At 58.3% G+C, this 18,851-nt stretch carries 22 protein-coding genes and 1 tRNA gene; 2 read left to right on the top strand and 21 right to left on the bottom strand.

The annotated features are described in order from the left end of the window. Positions 1-259: 259 nt before the first annotated feature. The 18 genes from QRN33_RS00575 to QRN33_RS00660 form a co-directional block, all read right to left on the bottom strand. A tRNA-Lys gene (locus tag QRN33_RS00575) sits at positions 260-335 on the bottom strand. A 62-nt stretch (positions 336-397) separates the two neighbouring features. Further along, entirely contained in the window at positions 398-1,090 is a 693-nt protein-coding gene (gene queC / locus QRN33_RS00580) for a 7-cyano-7-deazaguanine synthase QueC (protein WP_039758175.1), read from the bottom strand. 1 nt (position 1,091) lies between these two features. Then, positions 1,092-1,739 (bottom strand): 7-carboxy-7-deazaguanine synthase QueE, encoded by a 648-nt coding sequence (gene queE, locus QRN33_RS00585; protein WP_042607284.1) that lies wholly within the window; start codon positions 1,737-1,739, stop codon positions 1,092-1,094. Positions 1,740-1,906: 167 nt separating this feature from the next. Further along, entirely contained in the window at positions 1,907-2,746 is an 840-nt protein-coding gene (gene ybgF, locus QRN33_RS00590; protein WP_041479790.1) for a tol-pal system protein YbgF, read from the bottom strand. Positions 2,747-2,752: 6 nt separating this feature from the next. After that, on the bottom strand, positions 2,753-3,250 hold the full coding sequence (pal, locus tag QRN33_RS00595; RefSeq protein ID WP_003178634.1) for a peptidoglycan-associated lipoprotein Pal: 498 nt from the start codon (positions 3,248-3,250) through the stop codon (positions 2,753-2,755). A gap of 52 nt (positions 3,251-3,302) precedes the next feature. After that, a complete protein-coding gene (gene tolB / locus QRN33_RS00600) occupies positions 3,303-4,583 on the bottom strand; it encodes a Tol-Pal system beta propeller repeat protein TolB (RefSeq protein WP_082367955.1) in 1,281 nt (426 codons plus the stop codon). Between the two features lie 17 nt (positions 4,584-4,600). Continuing rightward, positions 4,601-5,677, bottom strand: coding sequence for a cell envelope integrity protein TolA (gene tolA, locus QRN33_RS00605; RefSeq protein ID WP_042607286.1), 1,077 nt, complete (start codon positions 5,675-5,677; stop codon positions 4,601-4,603). Then, positions 5,677-6,129: a protein TolR gene (gene tolR / locus QRN33_RS00610; protein WP_161806102.1), complete on the bottom strand. Its 453-nt coding sequence runs from the start codon at positions 6,127-6,129 to the stop codon at positions 5,677-5,679. Before tolR ends, tolA begins: the two co-directional genes overlap by 1 nt. A gap of 23 nt (positions 6,130-6,152) precedes the next feature. After that, on the bottom strand, positions 6,153-6,848 hold the full coding sequence (gene tolQ, locus QRN33_RS00615; protein WP_008080223.1) for a protein TolQ: 696 nt from the start codon (positions 6,846-6,848) through the stop codon (positions 6,153-6,155). Continuing rightward, a complete protein-coding gene (gene ybgC, locus QRN33_RS00620) occupies positions 6,838-7,305 on the bottom strand; it encodes a tol-pal system-associated acyl-CoA thioesterase (protein ID WP_064365011.1) in 468 nt (155 codons plus the stop codon). The genes tolQ and ybgC overlap by 11 nt, the downstream gene beginning before the upstream one ends. Before the next feature lie 126 nt (positions 7,306-7,431). Continuing rightward, a complete protein-coding gene (gene ruvB / locus QRN33_RS00625) occupies positions 7,432-8,493 on the bottom strand; it encodes a Holliday junction branch migration DNA helicase RuvB (protein ID WP_024014087.1) in 1,062 nt (353 codons plus the stop codon). Then, the gene (ruvA, locus tag QRN33_RS00630; RefSeq protein ID WP_024014088.1) at positions 8,494-9,102 is read right to left on the bottom strand and encodes a Holliday junction branch migration protein RuvA; all 609 of its coding nucleotides are present in this window, start codon (positions 9,100-9,102) and stop codon (positions 8,494-8,496) included. It abuts the gene before it with no gap. A 114-nt stretch (positions 9,103-9,216) separates the two neighbouring features. Next, the gene (gene ruvC, locus QRN33_RS00635) at positions 9,217-9,744 is read right to left on the bottom strand and encodes a crossover junction endodeoxyribonuclease RuvC (protein WP_016773501.1); all 528 of its coding nucleotides are present in this window, start codon (positions 9,742-9,744) and stop codon (positions 9,217-9,219) included. 155 nt (positions 9,745-9,899) lie between these two features. Beyond that, positions 9,900-10,646 carry a YebC/PmpR family DNA-binding transcriptional regulator gene (locus tag QRN33_RS00640; RefSeq protein WP_285406033.1) on the bottom strand — a complete coding sequence of 249 codons (747 nt, stop codon included), beginning with the start codon at positions 10,644-10,646 and terminating at the stop codon, positions 9,900-9,902. Between the two features lie 119 nt (positions 10,647-10,765). Next, positions 10,766-12,541, bottom strand: a complete 1,776-nt coding sequence (aspS, locus tag QRN33_RS00645) for an aspartate--tRNA ligase (protein WP_064365013.1) — start codon at positions 12,539-12,541, stop codon at positions 10,766-10,768. Between the two features lie 97 nt (positions 12,542-12,638). After that, positions 12,639-12,860, bottom strand: a complete 222-nt coding sequence (locus QRN33_RS00650) for an FmdB family zinc ribbon protein (RefSeq protein WP_042607290.1) — start codon at positions 12,858-12,860, stop codon at positions 12,639-12,641. Between the two features lie 130 nt (positions 12,861-12,990). Further along, entirely contained in the window at positions 12,991-13,329 is a 339-nt protein-coding gene (locus QRN33_RS00655; RefSeq protein WP_042607291.1) for a ribbon-helix-helix domain-containing protein, read from the bottom strand. Between the two features lie 181 nt (positions 13,330-13,510). Further along, complete coding sequence (locus QRN33_RS00660; RefSeq protein ID WP_016773497.1) at positions 13,511-13,981, bottom strand: Dps family protein; 471 nt, start codon at positions 13,979-13,981, stop codon at positions 13,511-13,513. 310 nt (positions 13,982-14,291) lie between these two features. On the opposite strand from QRN33_RS00660, the gene QRN33_RS00665 reads away from it, so the two are divergent. Next, positions 14,292-14,894 carry a cold-shock protein gene (locus QRN33_RS00665; RefSeq protein ID WP_042607292.1) on the top strand — a complete coding sequence of 201 codons (603 nt, stop codon included), beginning with the start codon at positions 14,292-14,294 and terminating at the stop codon, positions 14,892-14,894. A gap of 64 nt (positions 14,895-14,958) precedes the next feature. On the opposite strand, the gene QRN33_RS00670 is transcribed toward QRN33_RS00665, so the two are convergent. Next, positions 14,959-15,165 (bottom strand): SlyX family protein, encoded by a 207-nt coding sequence (locus QRN33_RS00670; RefSeq protein WP_016773495.1) that lies wholly within the window; start codon positions 15,163-15,165, stop codon positions 14,959-14,961. Positions 15,166-15,168: 3 nt separating this feature from the next. After that, positions 15,169-15,594, bottom strand: coding sequence for an HIT family protein (locus QRN33_RS00675; protein ID WP_159245658.1), 426 nt, complete (start codon positions 15,592-15,594; stop codon positions 15,169-15,171). Positions 15,595-16,483: 889 nt separating this feature from the next. On the opposite strand from QRN33_RS00675, the gene QRN33_RS00680 reads away from it, so the two are divergent. After that, on the top strand, positions 16,484-17,833 hold the full coding sequence (locus QRN33_RS00680; protein ID WP_042607294.1) for an OprD family porin: 1,350 nt from the start codon (positions 16,484-16,486) through the stop codon (positions 17,831-17,833). 116 nt (positions 17,834-17,949) lie between these two features. Here QRN33_RS00680 and QRN33_RS00685 read toward each other — a convergent pair whose 3' ends face one another. Continuing rightward, positions 17,950-18,792 (bottom strand): mechanosensitive ion channel family protein, encoded by an 843-nt coding sequence (locus QRN33_RS00685; RefSeq protein WP_285406045.1) that lies wholly within the window; start codon positions 18,790-18,792, stop codon positions 17,950-17,952. Positions 18,793-18,851 lie beyond the last annotated feature (59 nt).

Consider the following 18,851-nt stretch of genomic DNA (forward strand, 5'->3'; position numbering starts at 1 on the left):
CTGCAGGCGCATTCGCGCGAAAGTCGAGTATACACCCGGCTCCGGACCGCTAGAGGTACCGCCGGGAGAGTGAGTATCATCAGGCACGGACAGCGTTGAAGCTGCGCAAGGCTACAGAATATCCCGTTGATACAAAAGATGATTCTGACCTGTGTCAGGCACGGCGGCGCTGAAACACAACGCAGCCGAATCGCAGGCAAAAAAAAACCCGGAAATCCTCACTTTCGTGGGCCTTCCGGATTTTCTAAACCGCCAAATATGGTGGGTCGTGTGGGATTCGAACCTACGACCAATTGGTTAAAAGCCAACTGCTCTACCAACTGAGCTAACGACCCGCTGTGTGGTGGCGCGTATAATACTGATTTTTAAGGACTATTCAACACCTTTTTGAAAATAATCAAAAATAAGGTGTCGGATCGTCCACACCAGCTGCCGCGAAGCCTTCTGCACGCAGGCGGCAGCTGTCGCATTTGCCGCACGCGCGCCCGTCATCGTCTGCCTGATAGCAGGAAACCGTCAGGCCATAATCCACGCCCAGCTTCACGCCGGCCTGGACGATCTGCGCCTTGCTCAGGTTCTGCAACGGTGCCTGAATCCGGAAGCCGTTGCCCTCCACGCCCGCCTTGGTCGCCAGATTGGCCATGCGCTCGAACGACTCGATGAACTCGGGACGGCAATCCGGGTAGCCGGAATAATCCACCGCGTTGACGCCGATGAAGATGTCGCGGGCGCCGAGCACTTCCGCCCAACCCAATGCCAACGACAGGAACACGGTATTGCGTGCCGGCACGTAAGTCACCGGAATGCCTTCGCCCAGCTCCTCCGGGATGTCGATACTGGTGTCGGTCAGGGCCGAACCGCCCATGCCATTGAGATTCAGGCCAATGACCTTGTGCTCGACCACGCCCAGATCACGAGCAACGCGGGCGGCGGCATGCAATTCGGCATGCGAGCGCTGACCGTAATCGAAACTCATGGTGTAGCAGGCGTAGCCTTCGGCGCGGGCCATCGCAACGACGGTGGCCGAGTCGAGGCCGCCGGACAGCAGGATGACCGCACGTTTTTCGGTAGTGTTCAGTTGTTCAGTCATCTCAGCGCCCCGGTTCGTCGTTCCAAAGATATTTATGCAGCTGCAATTGCAGGCGAACCGGCAGGTTGTCCGCCACCACCCAGTCCGCCAGCTCGCGAGCATTGAGGTCATGGTGGCTTGGAGAAAACAGCACTTCGCCGGCACGCTGGTCGAGGCCGTACTGGATCAGCTTGGAGACCGCCCAGTCATAGTCCTCCCGCGAGCAGATGACAAACTTCACCTGATCGTTGCGGGTCAGCAATTCGATGTTCTCGTAGCGGTTGCGATGCGCTTCTTTCGAGCCTGGGGTCTTCAGGTCAACCACGCGACTGACGCGTGAATCCACCGCCGAGACGTCGAGGGCGCCGCTGGTTTCCAGCGAAACCTCGTAGCCGGCATCACACAACCGTTCAAGCAAAGGAATAGCGTTTGGCTGAGCCAACGGCTCACCGCCGGTGACACAGACGTAGCGCGGGCGAAACCCGGCCACTTGCTCAAGGATGTCGTCGAGGGTGCGGACGGTGCCACCACTGAACGCATAAGCGCTGTCGCAGTACTGGCAACGCAACGGGCAACCGGTCAGGCGCACGAAAACCGTGGGCAGCCCGGCAGTCCGAGTTTCCCCCTGCAACGAGTAGAAAACTTCGGTGATTCTCAATGTGTCTTGCATAGTCGCCACGGGCGTAACAGCTAAACAGGCTGTCCGCCTCCGTCAGGCACTTCAGGCAATCCCGCCAACGCGTAGACCGCAAGAAGCGTGTTTCAGAAAAAGGGCGTGAATTCTAACGAAAAAACCCGCGACAAGCGCGGGTTTCTTCAAAACACGGATAAACAGGCTTACATGCGCTGCAGATCACGCTGGGCCAATTGCGCGGCGGACGTGCCCGGATATTGGGACACCACCTGCTGCAGAATGCCTTTGACCTTGTCGGTGTGACCGAGGCGGCGTTCTACGTCAGCCAGTTTGTACAGCGAGTCCGGCACTTTGTTGTGCTTGGGATACAGCTGCGAAACCTTGGCAAAGGCCTGACCTGCACCTTGCAGATCACCCTTGGCCAGGTTCACTTCGCCCAACCAGTACTGAGCGTTGCCCGCGTACTGGCTGTTCGGATATTTGCGCAGGAAAGCCGCGAAGGCCTGGCTGGCCTTGTCGAAATCCTTGGCTTTGATCAGGTCGAAAGCGGCATCGTAATACAGCTTTTCCTTGGCCGGATCAGCCGGTTCGCTACCCGCAGCAGGGGCTTGGGCGGCCGCAGCAGCACCCGCGCCTGCGGCAGCACCGGCAGCAGCACTTGCATCGCCGCCGGCAGAAGAATTCTCGGGAGTCGCGGCTGGTGCAACGCCGGATCCTATGCGCCGATCAAGATCCTGGTATCGCTCCAGGGATTCCTGCTTCATGCGCGCAACCTGATTCTGCAGTTCTTCGATCACGCCCTGTTGGCGCGAGATCTGATCCTGCATCTGTTGCAATTGGTTGAACAGCATGCCTTGTGCCGAGGCAGGGGCCGAAGCCGCTCCCCCGGCATAGGCGCCGTTCGTACCGTAACCCGCAGGCGGATAACTGCTCCCGCTATTGTTATAACCGGAGTTGTCATCGACCACAGGAACCGCAGCCCACGCCGCAAGCGGCGCGAGGCTGAGAGCCAGAACAGTTACAGCACGACGGCACGTTCGCATATCGAATTACTTACGCAGTTCGACGCGACGGTTCTGGGCCCAGGACTGCTCGTCGTTGCCGGTAGCAACTGGACGCTCTTCGCCGTAGGAAACCAGTTCCAGCTGAGCTGGGGAAACACCTTGCAGTACCAGGTAGCGCTGAACGGCTTTCGCACGACGCTCGCCCAGTGCCATGTTGTACTCACGAGTACCACGTTCGTCGGTGTTGCCTTCCAGAACAACGCGAGCGCCGTTTGCTTTCAGGTCTTTGGCGTGAACGTCCAGAGCGCGCATGGCTTCTGGCTTCAGGTCCGAGCTGTCGTATTCGAAGTAGAAGGTGGTGATTGCGCGCAGAGCAGCTTCTTCGCTCAGGGAGCCGTCAACGGCACCGGTGTTTGCGCCGTAACCAGCGTTTGGATCAACAGCGCCTTCGCCGGCGTTGTCGCCGCCTTTGGACGAGCAACCTACAGCTACAGCCATGGCCAGAGCCAGCGCAGCAAATTTACCAAACTTCAGCATTTCCATCGTGAAACTCCTAATGAACCCCAGTGTGTTAAGTAAAACGTGTAGCGCCCGCTCACTTCAGGTAAGGGGACCAGGACGGTTCTCTGACTTCGCCTTGAGCGGTAGGAAGCGGGAGCCTCACGCGCCCATTAATGGACACGAGCATCAAGACTCCCCGGCCCTGTTGGCGGGTGGCGTAGATTACCATGGTGCCGTTGGGCGCAACAGTAGGTGACTCGTCCAGAGTGCTATCAGTGAGGATCTTTACACTACCCCGCTGCAGATCCTGAGCTGCCACCTTGAAATTGGTGAAGCCATCCTGACGATGGATCATCACCAAAGTCTTTTCATCAGCCGAAAGTTTCGGGTTGGCGTTGTAGTTGCCCACGAACGTCACACGCTCGGCCCCACCGCCACCGACGCTGGTTTTATAGATTTGCGGCTTGCCGCCACGGTCGGAGGTGAAGTAGATGGTCGAGCCATCCTTGCCCCAGAACGGTTCGGTATTGATGCCCTGGCCATTGGTTACGCGGCTGATCTGGCGCGAACCGAGGTTCATCACGTAGATGTCCGGGTTACCGTCTTTCGACAGCACGAACGCCAGGCGATTGCCATCCGGCGACCAGGCTGGCGCGCCGTTGAGGCCTTCGAAGTTGGTGATCTGCTCACGGCGACCGGTGTCGATGTTCTGCATGAAGATGCGCGGACGCTTCTGCTCGAACGACACATAGGCGATACGTTTGCCATCCGGTGCGAAACGTGGCGACAGGATCGGCTCACGGGATTGCAGCAGCGTCACTGCACGAGCGCCGTCATAGTCGGAACGTTGCAGGGTGTAACGCGTGTTCTTCTCGGAGAAGCGCTCGGCGGTTACGTACAGCAGACGCGTCGAGAACGCGCCGTCGATGCCGGTCAGCTTCTGGAACGACTGATCGGAAATGAAGTGCGCCATGTCACGGATCTGGTCGGTAGTACCGGAAACACTGCCGTCAGCCACTTTCTGTTCGGTGGCAACGTTGAACAGTGCCCACTGCACCTGCAGACGACCGCCCGCTGGAGCAATGCTGCCGACCATCACGTATTGAGCACCCAATGCCTTCCAGTCACGGAAGATGATTTCGCTCGGCTGGCTTGGCTGGCTGATCATGTTCTGCTTGGGGATCGGCGCGTAATAGCCAGAGTTGCGCAAATCGTTACCGATAATTTCTGCCATGTCATCCGGCAGCACGGCACCGCCCTGCATGCCGAATGGAACGACGGCGATCGGCGTAGCCCGGTCAGTGCCACTGCTGATCAGGATGTTCTTTTCGTCTGCTACCGCTATCCCTGCAAGGCAGCAGATAACGACCAGCATTGATCGAAGAATAGTTCTCACAAGCCTAAATCCTCAGGATTGAATGTCATCTTGAATGAGCGATACGGAGCAAAATCAGCGGGGCTCAAGCCCTGCATTTCCGTCAATCGCCCGATATTCTTAACCGCGGCTACCGCAGAAGCGTCAAATGGAGCATCGCCGCTGGACTTTGTGACCGTAGCACCCGTTACGGTACCGTCCGGCAACATACTGATCCGAAGCTCCACTTTCATGCCTTTACGCGCCGAAGGTGGAAGATTCCAACCCTCCGAAACACGGAGCCTGATCAGGTCATCGAAATCACCCGCTACGCTGTCGCCAAGTTCGTCCGCCTTGGTCGCTGCCCGATCCGTCTTGTCCGAAAGCAACTCAGCCAACGCCTGAGCCTTTTTGTCTTCAGCCGACTTGCGCGCTGCATCCTGGGCCTTTTTCTTGGCAGCGTCAGCAGCAGCCTTTTTCTTCGCGTCTTCGGCGACTTTCTTCTTCGCCTCTTCAGCTTCAGCTTTCTTCTTGGCGTCTTCGGCGGCTTTCTTCTTCGCGTCTTCGACGATCTTCTTCTTGGCTTCTTCGGCAGCGGCTTTCTTGGCCTCTTCCTCAGCAGCCTTTTTAGCTTCGTCTTCGGCCTTCTTCTTGGCTATATCAGCCAATTGTTTCTCTTCGGCTTTTTTGGCTTCGGCTTTCTTCGCGTCGTCGGCTTTTTTGGCTTCATCAGCCTTTTTCGCTTCGTCCGCTTTTTTCGCCTCGTCGGCCTTCTTCGCTTCCTCGGCCTTTTGAGCCGCTTCCTCTTTCTTTTGTTCCGCCGCTTTCACCGCTTCCTGCTCGATCTTTTTCTGTTCGAGCTGTTCGACTTCAGTCTGGCGCGCGGCAGTTTTCTTCGCCTCACCCGCAATCTTCTGATTGGTCTGGGTAGTCGCCGGACTTTTCGATTTCAGCTGGTACAGAGTCGCCTGGACGATCGGCTTGGCCGGCGGCAGTTCGGGCGTGAAGGCAAAACTGACGAACAGCATGCCGAATACCAGCACGTGCAGGACAATTGCCAGAACACTAGGCCAGAAGTAGCTTTCCGAGGCGGACGGCTCTCGCTGTTGCTGCATCAGGGGGCCTCGGTAATCAGACCAACGTTACCGACCCCGGCTTTCTGCAACCCGCCCATGGCACCCATGACGGCGCCGTAGTCGACAGTCTTGTCGCCACGAATGAACACCTGGGTGCGTTTGCCGCCTTCGGTGCCGACACGAATGATCTTGGTCACTGCGTCAGTCATCTGCGGCAGGGTCATGGCCCTGTCCTGTTGCTTCTCGGTGTCGACTTCGCTGCCAAGGTTCCAGTAGTAGGTCTTGTCAGCCTTGATCGAAATGGTCAGGACCTGGGTGTTGTTGTCCTGCGGCAAGGCTTCGCTGGAAACCTTGGGCAGATCAACTTTCACGCCCTGATTGAGCATCGGCGCGGTCACCATGAAGATGACCAGCAGCACCAACATCACGTCGATGTAGGGCACCACGTTCATCTCGGCGACCGGCTTGCGCTTTTTGCGAGCTCGAGCGATTAAAGCCATCGGGAAATACCTGCTTATTCTTCGCTGGTGTGCACTTTGCGGTGCAGGATCGCCTGGAATTCATCGGCGAAGGTGTAGTAGCGGCCCAGCAAGGTTTCGCTGCGTGCAGCAAAACGGTTGTAAGCGATGACCGCCGGAATCGCAGCGAACAGGCCGATCGCCGTGGCGATCAGGGCTTCGGCGATACCCGGGGCAACGGTGGCAAGGGTCGCCTGCTGGGCGCTGGCCAGACCGCGGAAGGAGTTCATGATCCCCCAGACGGTACCGAACAGACCGATGTATGGGCTGACCGAACCGACGGTGGCGAGAAACGGCAGGCTCTGCTCCAGCTTCTCTTCTTCACGGGAGATGGCCACGCGCATGGCACGAGCGACACCTTCCATCACGGCTTCAGGATCGACACCTGGCTGCTGACGCAGACGGGAGAATTCCTTGAAACCGGCACGGAAGATCTGCTCGACGCCCGAATCCGGATCGGGATTGCTGCCGGCCTGACGGTACAGTTTGGACAGATCGATACCCGACCAGAAGCGCTCTTCGAAGCTCTCCAGGGCGCGTCGACCGGCACGCAGCAAGTTGCTGCGCTGAAAGATCATGATCCATGAGGTCACCGATGCGGCCACCAGGGTCAACATTACCAACTGCACCACGATGCTGGCATTGCTGACCAGGCTCCACATGGAGGAATGGTCGACGACGTTAGCTTCCACGCTTTATCTCCTGCTCTGAGTGTGTACCCGGGCCGACCGCGTCGGCAAAGGCCGCACGCAGGTCTTCGGGAAGGGCCCGGGGTTTCAAACTGTCGGTGCGCACGCAGGCCACCAAAAACTGCCCTTCGCAGAGCAGCACATTATCCGTGGCCCGCCTGACCTGCTGTCTGAAGCGCAGGCTGGCACGGTTCAATTCGGTTACATCAGCGCTTACCAGCAGTTCGTCATCCAGTCGCGCCGGCGCGTGGTAGCGCGCTTCGCTGGAATGCACGACGAACAACAGGTCCTCTCCGGCCAGCTGCGATTGGGCAAAGCCCAGTTCCCGTAGCCGTTCGGTTCGAGCCCGTTCCATAAACTTGAGGTAATTAACGTAATACACGATGCCGCCCGCATCGGTGTCCTCGTAATAAACGCGACAACGATGTGCGAACGGCCCAAGCCCGTTTTGCGCGCGCATACTCTAGTGCTTACTCCTCAGGTTGCCAATCCGGCAGGCAACTGTTTTTCGTGGTTTCAAAGCTATAACGCAAAAGTACCGTCCTATGACCGTACAAACCCTGAATAAATCACCAACAAATGTGTATCAATCGTCCACGGCGTCGAGAAACTCGTCTGCCACGGGCATCTCACCCATACGCGATGGAACGTTCAAACCGAAATGCAGGTAGGCATGGCGCGTCACCACCCTGCCCCGGGGTGTGCGCATGATATAGCCCTGCTGGATCAGATAGGGCTCGAGCACGTCTTCAATGGTGTGGCGTTCTTCACTGATTGCCGCCGCCAGACTGTCGATCCCGACCGGGCCGCCGTCGAATTTCTCGATCATGGTCAGCAGCAGTCGCCGGTCCTGGTGATCGAAACCGTGTTCGTCGACATCCAGCAGGTTCAGCGCCAGATCTGCGACCGCTTTGGTGATGTGGCCCTTGGCGCGGACCTCGGCGAAGTCGCGTACTCGGCGCAGCAGCCGGTTGGCAATTCGTGGCGTGCCACGAGCACGACGGGCGATCTCGAACGAACCTTCCGGATCCAGCGGCAGACCCAGAATCGCCGCCGAACGGCTGACGATCGTTGCCAGGTCGGCGGTGCTGTAGAACTCCAGGCGCTGGACGATACCGAAGCGGTCACGCAGCGGATTGGTCAGCATGCCCGCGCGGGTAGTCGCACCGACCAGAGTGAACGGCGGCAGATCCAGCTTGATCGAGCGCGCTGCCGGCCCTTCGCCGATCATGATGTCGAGCTGGAAATCTTCCATCGCCGGATACAGCACTTCTTCAACGATCGGCGACAGTCGATGGATTTCGTCGATGAACAGCACGTCGTGCGGCTCGAGATTGGTCAGCAATGCGGCCAGATCACCGGGACGCTCAAGCACCGGGCCCGAAGTGCTCTTGATCGACACGCCCATTTCCTGGGCAATGATGTTCGCCAGCGTGGTCTTGCCCAGACCCGGCGGGCCGAAGATCAAGGTGTGATCGAGGGATTCGCTACGGCCACGGGCGGCCTGGATGAACAGTTCCATCTGCTCGCGCACGGTCGGCTGGCCAATGTAATCGGCCAGGCTGACGGGACGAATCGCCCGGTCCTGGACTTCTTCGCGCTCGCGCGGGCTGTGCGCGGCGGCGATCAGACGGTCAGCTTCAATCACTTAAATCATTCCCTTCAGAGCGCGGCGGATCAGGTCTTCGCTGCTCAGGTTCTTGTCTTTGATCGCGGAAATCGCCTTGCTCGCTTCCTGCGGCTTGTAGCCCAGGGATATCAACGCACTGACGGCATCGGTCTCGGCGCTGTTGACCGGCGCCGGGCCGTCCGGCTGATTCGGCACCAGCGCAAACATCGCCGGCGAAGTTTCCCAGGCTTTGAAACGGTCTTTCAATTCGACCAGCAAACGCTCGGCAGTCTTCTTGCCAACCCCAGGCACCTTGGTCAGCGCCGAGGTGTCCTGAGACTGCACGCAACGCACCAGCTCATCGACTTCCAGGCTCGACATCAGCGCCAGCGCCAGTTTCGGCCCGACCCCGTTGAGACGGATCAGCTCGCGGAAGAAGTCTCGCTCACGCTTGCCGGCAAAACCATAGAGCAATTGCGCATCTTCGCGTACGACCAAGTGGGTGTGCAGGGTCAGCGGTTCACCGACCGACGGCAGGCGATAAAGGGTGGTCATCGGCACTTCCACCTCATAGCCGAGGCCGTTTACATCGAGAATCAGGTGCGGCGGCTGTTTCTCAGCCAGGGTGCCGCGCAAGCGTCCAATCACGTTTGAAATCCTTGAGCGCTGGCCAGCCGTGGGCTGGCGACGATTGAAGGGGGCTTGCGCGCCGGCAACACAGGCACCGAAAAGCCACTTTCAGGAAAATTGATGCTGATGCTATCAGAGACGCAGGCGCCCGCCACGACTGCGTGCGGTTCCCAGACCGTGGGGGAGCAGGCTCGAGCGTGTATGCGCATGGCAGATGGCGATCGCCAGGGCGTCGGAGGCGTCGATTTGCGGCTTGCTGGTCAATTTGAGCATGTGCATGACCATCATCTGCACCTGCTCTTTATTGGCCGCGCCCGTGCCGACCACGGCCTGTTTGACTTGCGTGGCGGTGTACTCGGCAATTTCCAGGCATTCTTCAGCGCCAGCAACAATCGCAGCGCCGCGCGCCTGACCGAGCTTCAGCGCCGAGTCGGCGTTTTTCGCCATGAACACCTTTTCGATGCCCATGGTCACCGGGCCATAGGTCTTGATGATCTCGCGCACGCCGCGATAGACGATCTGCAGACGCTCATGCAGCTCGCCGGAACCGGTGCGAATGCAGCCCGAAGCCACATAGATGCAGCCGCCCCGCCCGGTATCGCGAACGATCCCGTAACCGGTGATGCGCGAACCGGGGTCGATACCAAGAATTAGAGTCATAACGCCTGCAGATTCATAAAAACGATTTACCTGACACCTAATAGCAAATGTGGGAGCGAGCCTGCTCGCGAACGCGGTATATCAGCAACACAGGTGCTGAATGACACACCGCTTTCGCGAGCAGGCTCGCTCCCACAGGGAAGACTAGTCGCTAATCAACCCAGCTGAGCAGCGACGTCTTCCGGGATATCCGCGTTGGAATAAACGTTCTGCACGTCATCCAGGTCCTCGAGCATGTCGATCAGCTTGAGCACTTTTTCCGCGCCTTCCAGATCCAGCTCGGCGCTGGTGGTTGGCTGCATCACGATTTCCGCGTCGTCGCCCTTGAACCCGGCCGCTTCCAGCGCGTTGCGCACCGCATAGAAACCGGTGAACGAGGTGAACACGTCGATCGAACCGTCTTCGTGGGTGACCACGTCATCGGCGTCGGCTTCCAGCGCCGCTTCGGTCAGCGCGTCTTCATCGACGCCCGGGGCGAAGCTGATCTGGCCCTTGCGTTCGAACAGATACGCCACCGAACCGTCGGTGCCGAGGTTGCCTCCACACTTGCTGAACGCGTGACGCACAGCCGCAGCGGTGCGGTTGCGGTTGTCGGTCATGCACTCGACCATCACCGCCACACCGCCCGGGACGTAGCCTTCGTAGGTCAGTTCTTCAACGTTGTCCGCTTCGGTGGCACCGGCACCGCGCGCGACGGCGCGGTCGATGATGTCGCGGCTCATGTTGGCGCTCAACGCCTTGTCCAGCGCCAGACGCAAACGCGGGTTGGAACCCGGATCACCGCCACCCTGACGGGCGGCAACGGTCAGTTCACGGATCCACTTGGTGAAGATCTTGCCCCTCTTGGCATCCTGACGTTCTTTGCGGTGCTTGATGTTTGCCCACTTGGAATGACCTGCCATAACTTGCTCCGAATGCTCTTTGAAACCTTGCCCGCCCTGCCGAGGCAGCGGCCGGCAATTGAAAAATTCGACCTGAGAAAGAAAAAAGGCGCATCCGAAGATGCGCCTTCAGGCCCGTCTTACTCAGCCTTTGGCGTTTCGCGCAGGCGAATGTGCAGCTCGCGCAATGCCTTGGCGTCGACCACGCCCGGAGCCTGCGTCATCACGTCGGCAGCACTCTGGGTTTTCGGGAAGGCGATCACTTCACGGATCGACTGGGCGCCGGTCATCAGCATCACCAGACGGTCCAGACCGAAGGCCAGACCACCGTGCGGCGGTGCACCGTACTTCAGCGCGTCGAGCAGGAAGCCGAACTTCTCTTCCTGCTCCGCTTCGTTGATGCCCAGCAGACGGAAAACCGCTTGCTGCATTTCCTTGCGGTGGATACGGATCGAACCGCCGCCCAACTCGGTGCCGTTCAGCACCATGTCGTACGCACGGGACAGCGCGCCGGCCGGGTTGGCTTCGAGTTCCTGCGGGGTGCACTTCGGTGCGGTGAACGGGTGGTGCAGCGCGGAGAAGCTGCCGTCGTCGTTCTCTTCGAACATCGGGAAGTCGACGACCCACATTGGCGCCCACTCGCAGGTCAGCAGCTTGAGGTCGTGACCGAGCTTGATACGCAGCGCGCCCAGGGCTTCGCTGACGATCTTGGCCTTGTCGGCACCGAAGAACACGATGTCGCCGTCGACAGCGCCGACGCGATCGAGGATCACGTTGAGCTTGTCTTCAGGAATGTTCTTCACGATCGGCGATTGCAGACCTTCAACACCGGCCGCGCGCTCGTTGACCTTGATGTACGCCAGGCCCTTGGCACCGTAGATGCCGACAAACTTGGTGTAATCGTCGATCTGCTTGCGCGGCATGCTCGCCCCGCCTGGAACGCGCAGTGCGGCGATACGGCACTTCGGATCGTTGGCCGGGCCGCTGAATACCTTGAAGTCGACTTCTTTGAGCTGGTCGGCAACGTCGACCAGTTCCAGCGGAATACGCAGGTCCGGCTTGTCCGAACCATAGCGGCGCATGGCCTCTTCGAAGGTCATGTGCGGGAATTCGCCGAATTCCAGATCCAGCACTTCCTTGAACAGGTTGCGGATCATCTGCTCGGTCAGGCCCATGATCTCTTTTTCATCGAGGAAGCTGGTCTCGATGTCGATCTGGGTGAATTCCGGCTGACGGTCGGCACGCAGGTCTTCGTCACGGAAGCACTTGGCGATCTGGTAGTAACGGTCGAAGCCGGCCACCATCAGCAGCTGCTTGAACAGCTGCGGCGATTGCGGCAGGGCGAAGAACGAACCGGCGTGGGTGCGGCTCGGCACCAGATAGTCACGCGCACCTTCCGGGGTGGCACGGGTCAGGATCGGGGTTTCGACGTCGAGGAAGCCGTTCTCGTCGAGGAAGCGGCGGATGCTGGTGGTCATGCGCGAACGCAGACGCAGCTTCTCGGCCATTTCCGGACGACGCAGGTCGAGGAAGCGATAGCGCAGGCGGGTTTCTTCGCCAACGTCGGAGAACTCGTTGAGCGGGAACGGCGGGGTTTCCGACTCGTTCAGCACTTCCAGTTCATAACCCAGCACTTCGATCATGCCCGACGCCATGTTGGCGTTGGTCGCACCGGCCGGACGCAGACGCACCTTGCCGGTGATCTTCACGACGTATTCGCTGCGCACGCGATCGGCGGCGGCGAAGCTCTCGGCGCGATCCGGATCGAACACCACCTGGGCCAGACCGTCACGATCACGGATATCGAGGAAAATCACCCCGCCGTGGTCGCGGCGACGGTGGACCCATCCGCAAAGGGTAATTTCCTGGCCTTCCAGGCTTTCGTTCAGTTGGCCGCAATAGTGGCTGCGCATCATGGTGTCGTTCGCTTCTCGTAATTCGAAATTCGGTGGAGTAACCGTCGCTTCAAGCAATGCGGCCACTCACGCGTGTCGTTCGTTCAGGGTTTGAACCCTAGTCAGCTTTGTCGCCACCGGCCAGATTCTTCTTGGCTCCGGTCTTGAAATCGGTCTCGTACCAACCGTTGCCGCTGAGGCGAAAACCCGGCATGGACAGCTGCTTCTTCAGATCTGGCGCCTGGCAGGCAGGGCAGTCGACCAGCGGTGCGTCGCTGATCTTCTGAATGGCTTCCAACTGATGACCACAGGAAGCACATTGGTAATCGTACATTGGCATGGGGGTGTCTCGGCGATCGGATTGCTGCCGCGCGCAGGGCTTTGCGGCGAAAGCGCGGGATTATATCGATTAAATGCGCCCTGTGCAGCCGTAACACTGCACAGGCCGCAACCTCGTTGTACCTGCCGTTTCAGCGCGAAACGCCGGGTGCGAGATCCTTGATCCCGTTCATGACGCACACTACCCGAATCAGCGCACTGAAGTTCTTCACCCCGCCGTGCCGCAGATGCACCTCACGATCGACGTGGGATAACAATGTGCTGATCGTACAATGATTGTCCTCGGCCATGCCGCCGAGGATGTTCCAGTAGACCTGCTCGAGTCGCAGGCAGGTCGCGAAACCGTTGAGCCGTATTGATCGGGACAAGGGCCGGATCAGGTTCATGTCGAACTCGCTGACAAACGGATCGACCTTTATTACGTGCCGCGAAGCCGACATCCTGTCGCTTCGCCTGTCTCCTTCTACCATAGCGTTGACACTCCTTTGCCATGACTGCTGATTTATAAGGCAACATCCTGCGCCTTCATAAAAACCCAGTGACAAAGTTATCGCCATACGACTTGTTGACCAGCCTCGTAGGATAAGCCAACGACAATGGTAAGAGCCTGGACAGGGTGCGGACGGCTTGACGGCGCCCGCACCGGCCGACTTACTCCTCGAGCAGCGCGCGCAGCATCCAGGCGGTTTTCTCGTGCACCTGCATACGCTGGGTCAGCAGGTCGGCTGTCGGCTCGTCGCTGACCTTGTCCAGCAGCGGGAAAATACCCCGCGCGGTGCGGGTCACCGCTTCCTGGCCCTCGACCAATTGCTTGATCATGTCCTCGGCGCTCGGCACACCGACCTCTTCTTTAATAGAGGACAGCCGCGCGTAGGTCGCATAAGCACCCGGCGCCGGAAAGCCCAACGCACGAATACGCTCGGCGATCGAATCGACGGCCAGCGCCAGCTCGTTGTATTGCTCTTCGAACATCAGATGCAGCGTGCGGAACATCGGGCCAGTGACGTTCCAGTGGAAGTTATGGGTTTTCAGATACAGCACGTAGGTGTCCGACAGCAGTCGCGACAGCCCTTCGACGATGGATTTGCGGTCTTCTTCACTGATACCGATATCAATTGCCATGCTTACCCCCTAACAGTGATTGAATTCATCCAGCAGGTTCAGCCCCACTTTAGCAAGGCAAGCGCTGGCTCGCAGCTATGAATCGGTGATCAGACTGCGACAAATCGACCGTTTCCGTGCCGCTGGCCGGGCTGATTTGAGTAGCCGCAGGCTTTGCTGTTAAATAGGCAGTGTGTCGCCACCCCCCATTTTCCGGGGTGTTGCGCATAGGCTGATCAGTGTACGTGTCCACCGCCTCTTATTTTGTCCTGAAGCGAACCGTGCGCCTTCAGCTCTTCCTTGTGAGCCGTCATAACGTGAGCCAATCAAAATGTTGAAAATCGTCCACCTGCTAATGGGCGCAGCAGCCTTGCTGCTGTCGTTCATACCCAGCCTGAAAGCCGAAGCCGTTCCTTACCTGCAACAGCCCGATGCACTTTACTTGGCCTTTTTCGGCCTGCTGAACCTGGTCATCGCTCCAGTGATTCCCTACTGGAACAAAGGCCCGCGCCAGCATCTGCAAAATCTGGTCAGCGCGCTGCTGGTGCTGACCGTCGTCCTGCAAACCCTGACCCTGATCGCACCGATGCCGGTCATCGCTGGCCAGCCGGCCGTGCTGTTCAGCCTGGCGATTGCGCTGGTTGCCGTGCTGCTGCACCTGGCCGTCAGCTTCTACAAATCGTCACCGGCCGCCGCGCCGACTACCTATGACATGAGCAATCGCGATACCGGCACCGTGAAGTGGTTCAACACTTCCAAGGGTTTCGGTTTTATCTCCCGGGACTCCGGCGATGATATTTTCGTGCACTTTCGCGCCATTCGTGGCGAAGGCCATCGCGTCCTGGTCGAAGGCCAGCGCGTCGAGTTCTCGGTGATGAACCGCGACAAAGGCCTGCAAGCCGAGGACGTGATCGCCGCCCTGCCGCGTCGCTGATCCAAAGCAAAAAAAACCGCGAGCAGCCTGACTGTTCGCGGTTTTTTTGTGCCTGCCGAATGGCTCAATAATGCGGCGGCGGTGCATCTTCTTCAAAAGCACCAAACTGCCCGACCATTTCCTCGTGACGCTTGATCAGCGCTTCCATCTGCAATTGCAGGCGCTCGATAACCCTCTGCTGGGCCACCAGCACATCGTTCAATGCCTGAATGGTGTCATCCTGAAAGGCCAGACGGCTTTCCAGGTCGGTAACGCGTTCTTCAAGGCTCATGACTCAGCCCTCCACAAAAGTGAATTCTTCAGTCAGTACCAGGCGCAGGCGCTCGCGAATGGCTGCCACCTGGTCCCCGCTGTACGGCTTGGCCGGATGCTTGCCCCAGACCGGCGCAGGCCAGGCGGCATCGTCGCGTTTGCGCACGATGACATGCATGTGCAATTGACTGACAACGTTCCCCAGGGTCGCCACGTTCAGCTTGTCGGCATCGAACGAATCCTTGAGCAACTCGGCAAGGGTGGTGGTTTCCCGCCAGAGTTGCTGCTGATCGGCGACATCCAACTGAAACAACTCGCTTATATCCTCGCGGCGAGGCACCAGGATGAACCACGGGTAATTACTGTCGTTGGACAGCAACAGCCGGCACAACGGAAAGTCGCCGATGACCAGGGTGTCCTGTTGAAGTCGTGAATCCAAAGCAAACACTGTACGTACTCCCGGCTGATCGTATGACTCAGCTTAGCGGCCGGTTCCGAAAACCGGCGCGCCAAGCGACAGAGCGGCAGCATACCTGCGAATGCAGCGGGCTTCACGCTGCCTCCGGCGCTAAATCGCCAGGCGCTCCGCCATGAGACATTTATCCCATCCGCGCACCAACACCGCCCCTGACATGAGCCTGAACGTGAAGAGACGCATGAAAATCCTTGATCTGCCAGGTCTCGAGTAAGTCCTCGCTCGATCGCTCCAGGCTTGATCGTGTTTTTTTTGCACCAAAACTGCACAACGGGTCTACGCTCACTGGGTCAGGTATCCGCCAAATACTCACGGCGGGGTGAACCGGTAACGTTTTTGGTTGTCCTGCGCGTCTTTGGTGCGTTGCAACACGATTGGGAGAATCTCGTCAAGCCCGCGACAGAACAGGCCCGAGACCCCGTTTTCACAAGGTTTTCACATATGCGGGCGGCACACGAAAAAATAACCGCACCGATTTTGCGGTTTGTGCACGCTTGTTGCATTCGTAACCGTATGGACTAAAAGCGCACCACTGGAAGTGGTCGGCTGAAGCCAATAAAAACAGTGGCAGGGTTGCCCGATGGAGATTCAAGTGTTTTGCCAGGGACTCTTTTTATCGATGCAAAAAGGCCCGGATACAGCGATTGAAGTTGTCAGTCAGGCTGCATTGGTACTGTGAATTTGCGACATCCAGCGCTCCTTTCGCGACAACGCCGTAAAGAAGCTGAAAGGTTGGTTTCGCAAGTATCGCCAACATTGTCGGCGTGATATAAGTTTGCGCCGACACAAAAAGAAAGAGCCGCCCAGATAATAAAACAGGTGGGACGGCAGTACTCTTCTAAAACCAAAGGAGCAAATCACGATGCGCGTGATGAAGTGGAGCATGATCGCACTGGCCGTTGCAGCAGCAGCCAGTTCGCAGTTGGCTACGGCCGCCCCGTTTGTCAGTGACCAGGCTGAAGCCAAAGGTTTCGTTGAAGACGCGAAACTCACCGAGACGTTGAAGAACTACTACTTCAACCGCGACAACAAGAACGGTGGCCGCGACCAGAAAGACTGGACCCAGGGCTTCCTCGGCAACTTCACCTCCGGTTATACCCAAGGCACCGTGGGTGTAGGTATTGATGCATACGGTTATCTGGCCTTGAAACTGGATGGCGGTGACGGTACTTCCGGTACTGGCAACATGAGCCGTAGCGATACCGTGAAGGCCAACGGCTATGGCCGCGACGTCAATGACAGTCAGGGCAAGGCAGGCGCTTCCATCAAGTTCCGCGTCTCCAAGACCGAACTGAAATTCGGCGACATGCAGCCAAGCACTTCTCCGGTGTTCGCTGTCGGCGGTTCCCGCATCCTTCCGCAAACTGCCACTGGCTTCCAGTTGCAGAGCAGCGAAGTGAAAGACCTTGACCTCGAAGCCGGTCACTTCTACTCCGGCTCCAGCCAGGACAAGAACGCCCGCGATGGTGGCCTCTACGCTACCTACGCCGGTGTTGAAGCGAACAACATCGACTACTTCGGCGGCAAGTACTCGATCACTGACAACCTCAGTGCATCGCTGTACGGCGCAAAACTGGAAGATATCTGGAACCAGTACTACGCCAACGTGAACCTCACCACTCCGTTCGGTGGTGACACTTCGCTGAACACCGACTTCAACATCTACCGCACCACCGACACCGGTAGTGCCGAAGCGGGCGACATCAGCAACACCACGTTCTCCCTGGCAACCGCTTTGTCGTTCCTCAAAGCGCACACCTTTACTCTCGCCTTCCAGAAGGTCAACGGCGACACCCCGTTCGACTACATCGGCGTGGGCAAGAACAACCGTGGTGGCGACTCGATCTTCCTCGCCAACTCCATCCAGTACTCTGACTTCAACGGCGCAGGCGAGAAATCCGTCCAGGCCCGTTACGACCTGAAAATGGCCGAGTACGGCGTTCCTGGCCTGAGCTTCATGGTTCGTTACGTCAAAGGTTGGGATATCGACGGTACCAACACTCCAGCGGGCAGCGCTTATGCCGGTCTGTATGGTGATGATGGCAAACACCACGAAACCAACTTTGAAGCCAAGTACGTTGTTCAAAGCGGCCCGGCCAAAGATCTTTCCTTCCGCATTCGTCAAGCCTGGCACGTTGCCAACGCTGACGAAGGTGAAGGCGATGTCAAAGAGTTCCGCCTGATCACCGAGTACCCGCTGAACATCTTGTAATCGTCAGTGGTTAGTTTCAAAGCATAAAAAAAGGCCCATCTTCCGATGGGCCTTTTTATTTGCCTGGCACTGATTAAGAGTCTGGCTACGAGAGCAATTACTTAGCTAGCAACCTATCATTGTGTCGCCGATTCCTGAACAACGCGTATAACTCGCTGCGGAAATGGAATATCAATACCGGCAGCCTTCAAACGATCACGCGCCTGTTCATTAAACATGAACATCACATCCCAATAGTCTGCAGTTTTAACCCATACGCGCAGGGACACCGTGATCGAACTGTCGCCCAGTGTCGAAATTACCGCTTGCGGTTCCGGGTCCTGCATGACGCGCGCATCCTTGGTCAGATCCAGCAGCACCTGACGGGCCTTTTGCAGATCCGCTTCGTAATCCACGCCCACGTCGAACACCACTTTGCGGGTTGGCTGGCGGTTGGTGTTGGTGATGATGCCGTTCGACAGATTGCCGTTGGGCACGATGATGGTCTTGTTGTCGCCGGTGCGCAGCACGGTATGGAAGATCTGGATGCTGTCGACGGTACCCGCCACGCCTTGGGCTTCGATCCAGTCACCGATGCGGAACGGGCGGAACAGCAGAATCAGCACGCCGCCAGCGAAGTTCGCCAGGCTGCCTTGCAGGGCCAGGCCGATCGCCAGACCGGCAGCACCAATAGCCGCGACGAACGAGGTGGTTTCGACGCCGATCATCGACGCGACGCTGACAATCAGCAGCACCTTGAGAATGATGTTGGCCAAGCTGCTGATAAAGCCTTGCAGCGCCAGGTCGGCATTGCGCAGGGCCAGCAGACCGCCGAGTTTTTGCGTGACCTTGTTGATCAGCCACCAGCCGATGGCCAGGGTAATCACTGCCAGCAGCACGCGACTGCCGTATTCCATGATCATCGGGATCCACGCCTGGGACGCCTTGACCAGGTGGTCCACTTCAGCATTCAAATCCATGTTCTATCTCCTGATTTCCGGCTTCCCGGGGTGTATTAAAAACAACTGTGGGAGCGAGC

Source organism: Pseudomonas sp. FR229a (assembly GCF_030209115.1).
In the GTDB taxonomy this organism is placed as follows: domain Bacteria; phylum Pseudomonadota; class Gammaproteobacteria; order Pseudomonadales; family Pseudomonadaceae; genus Aquipseudomonas; species Aquipseudomonas moraviensis_A.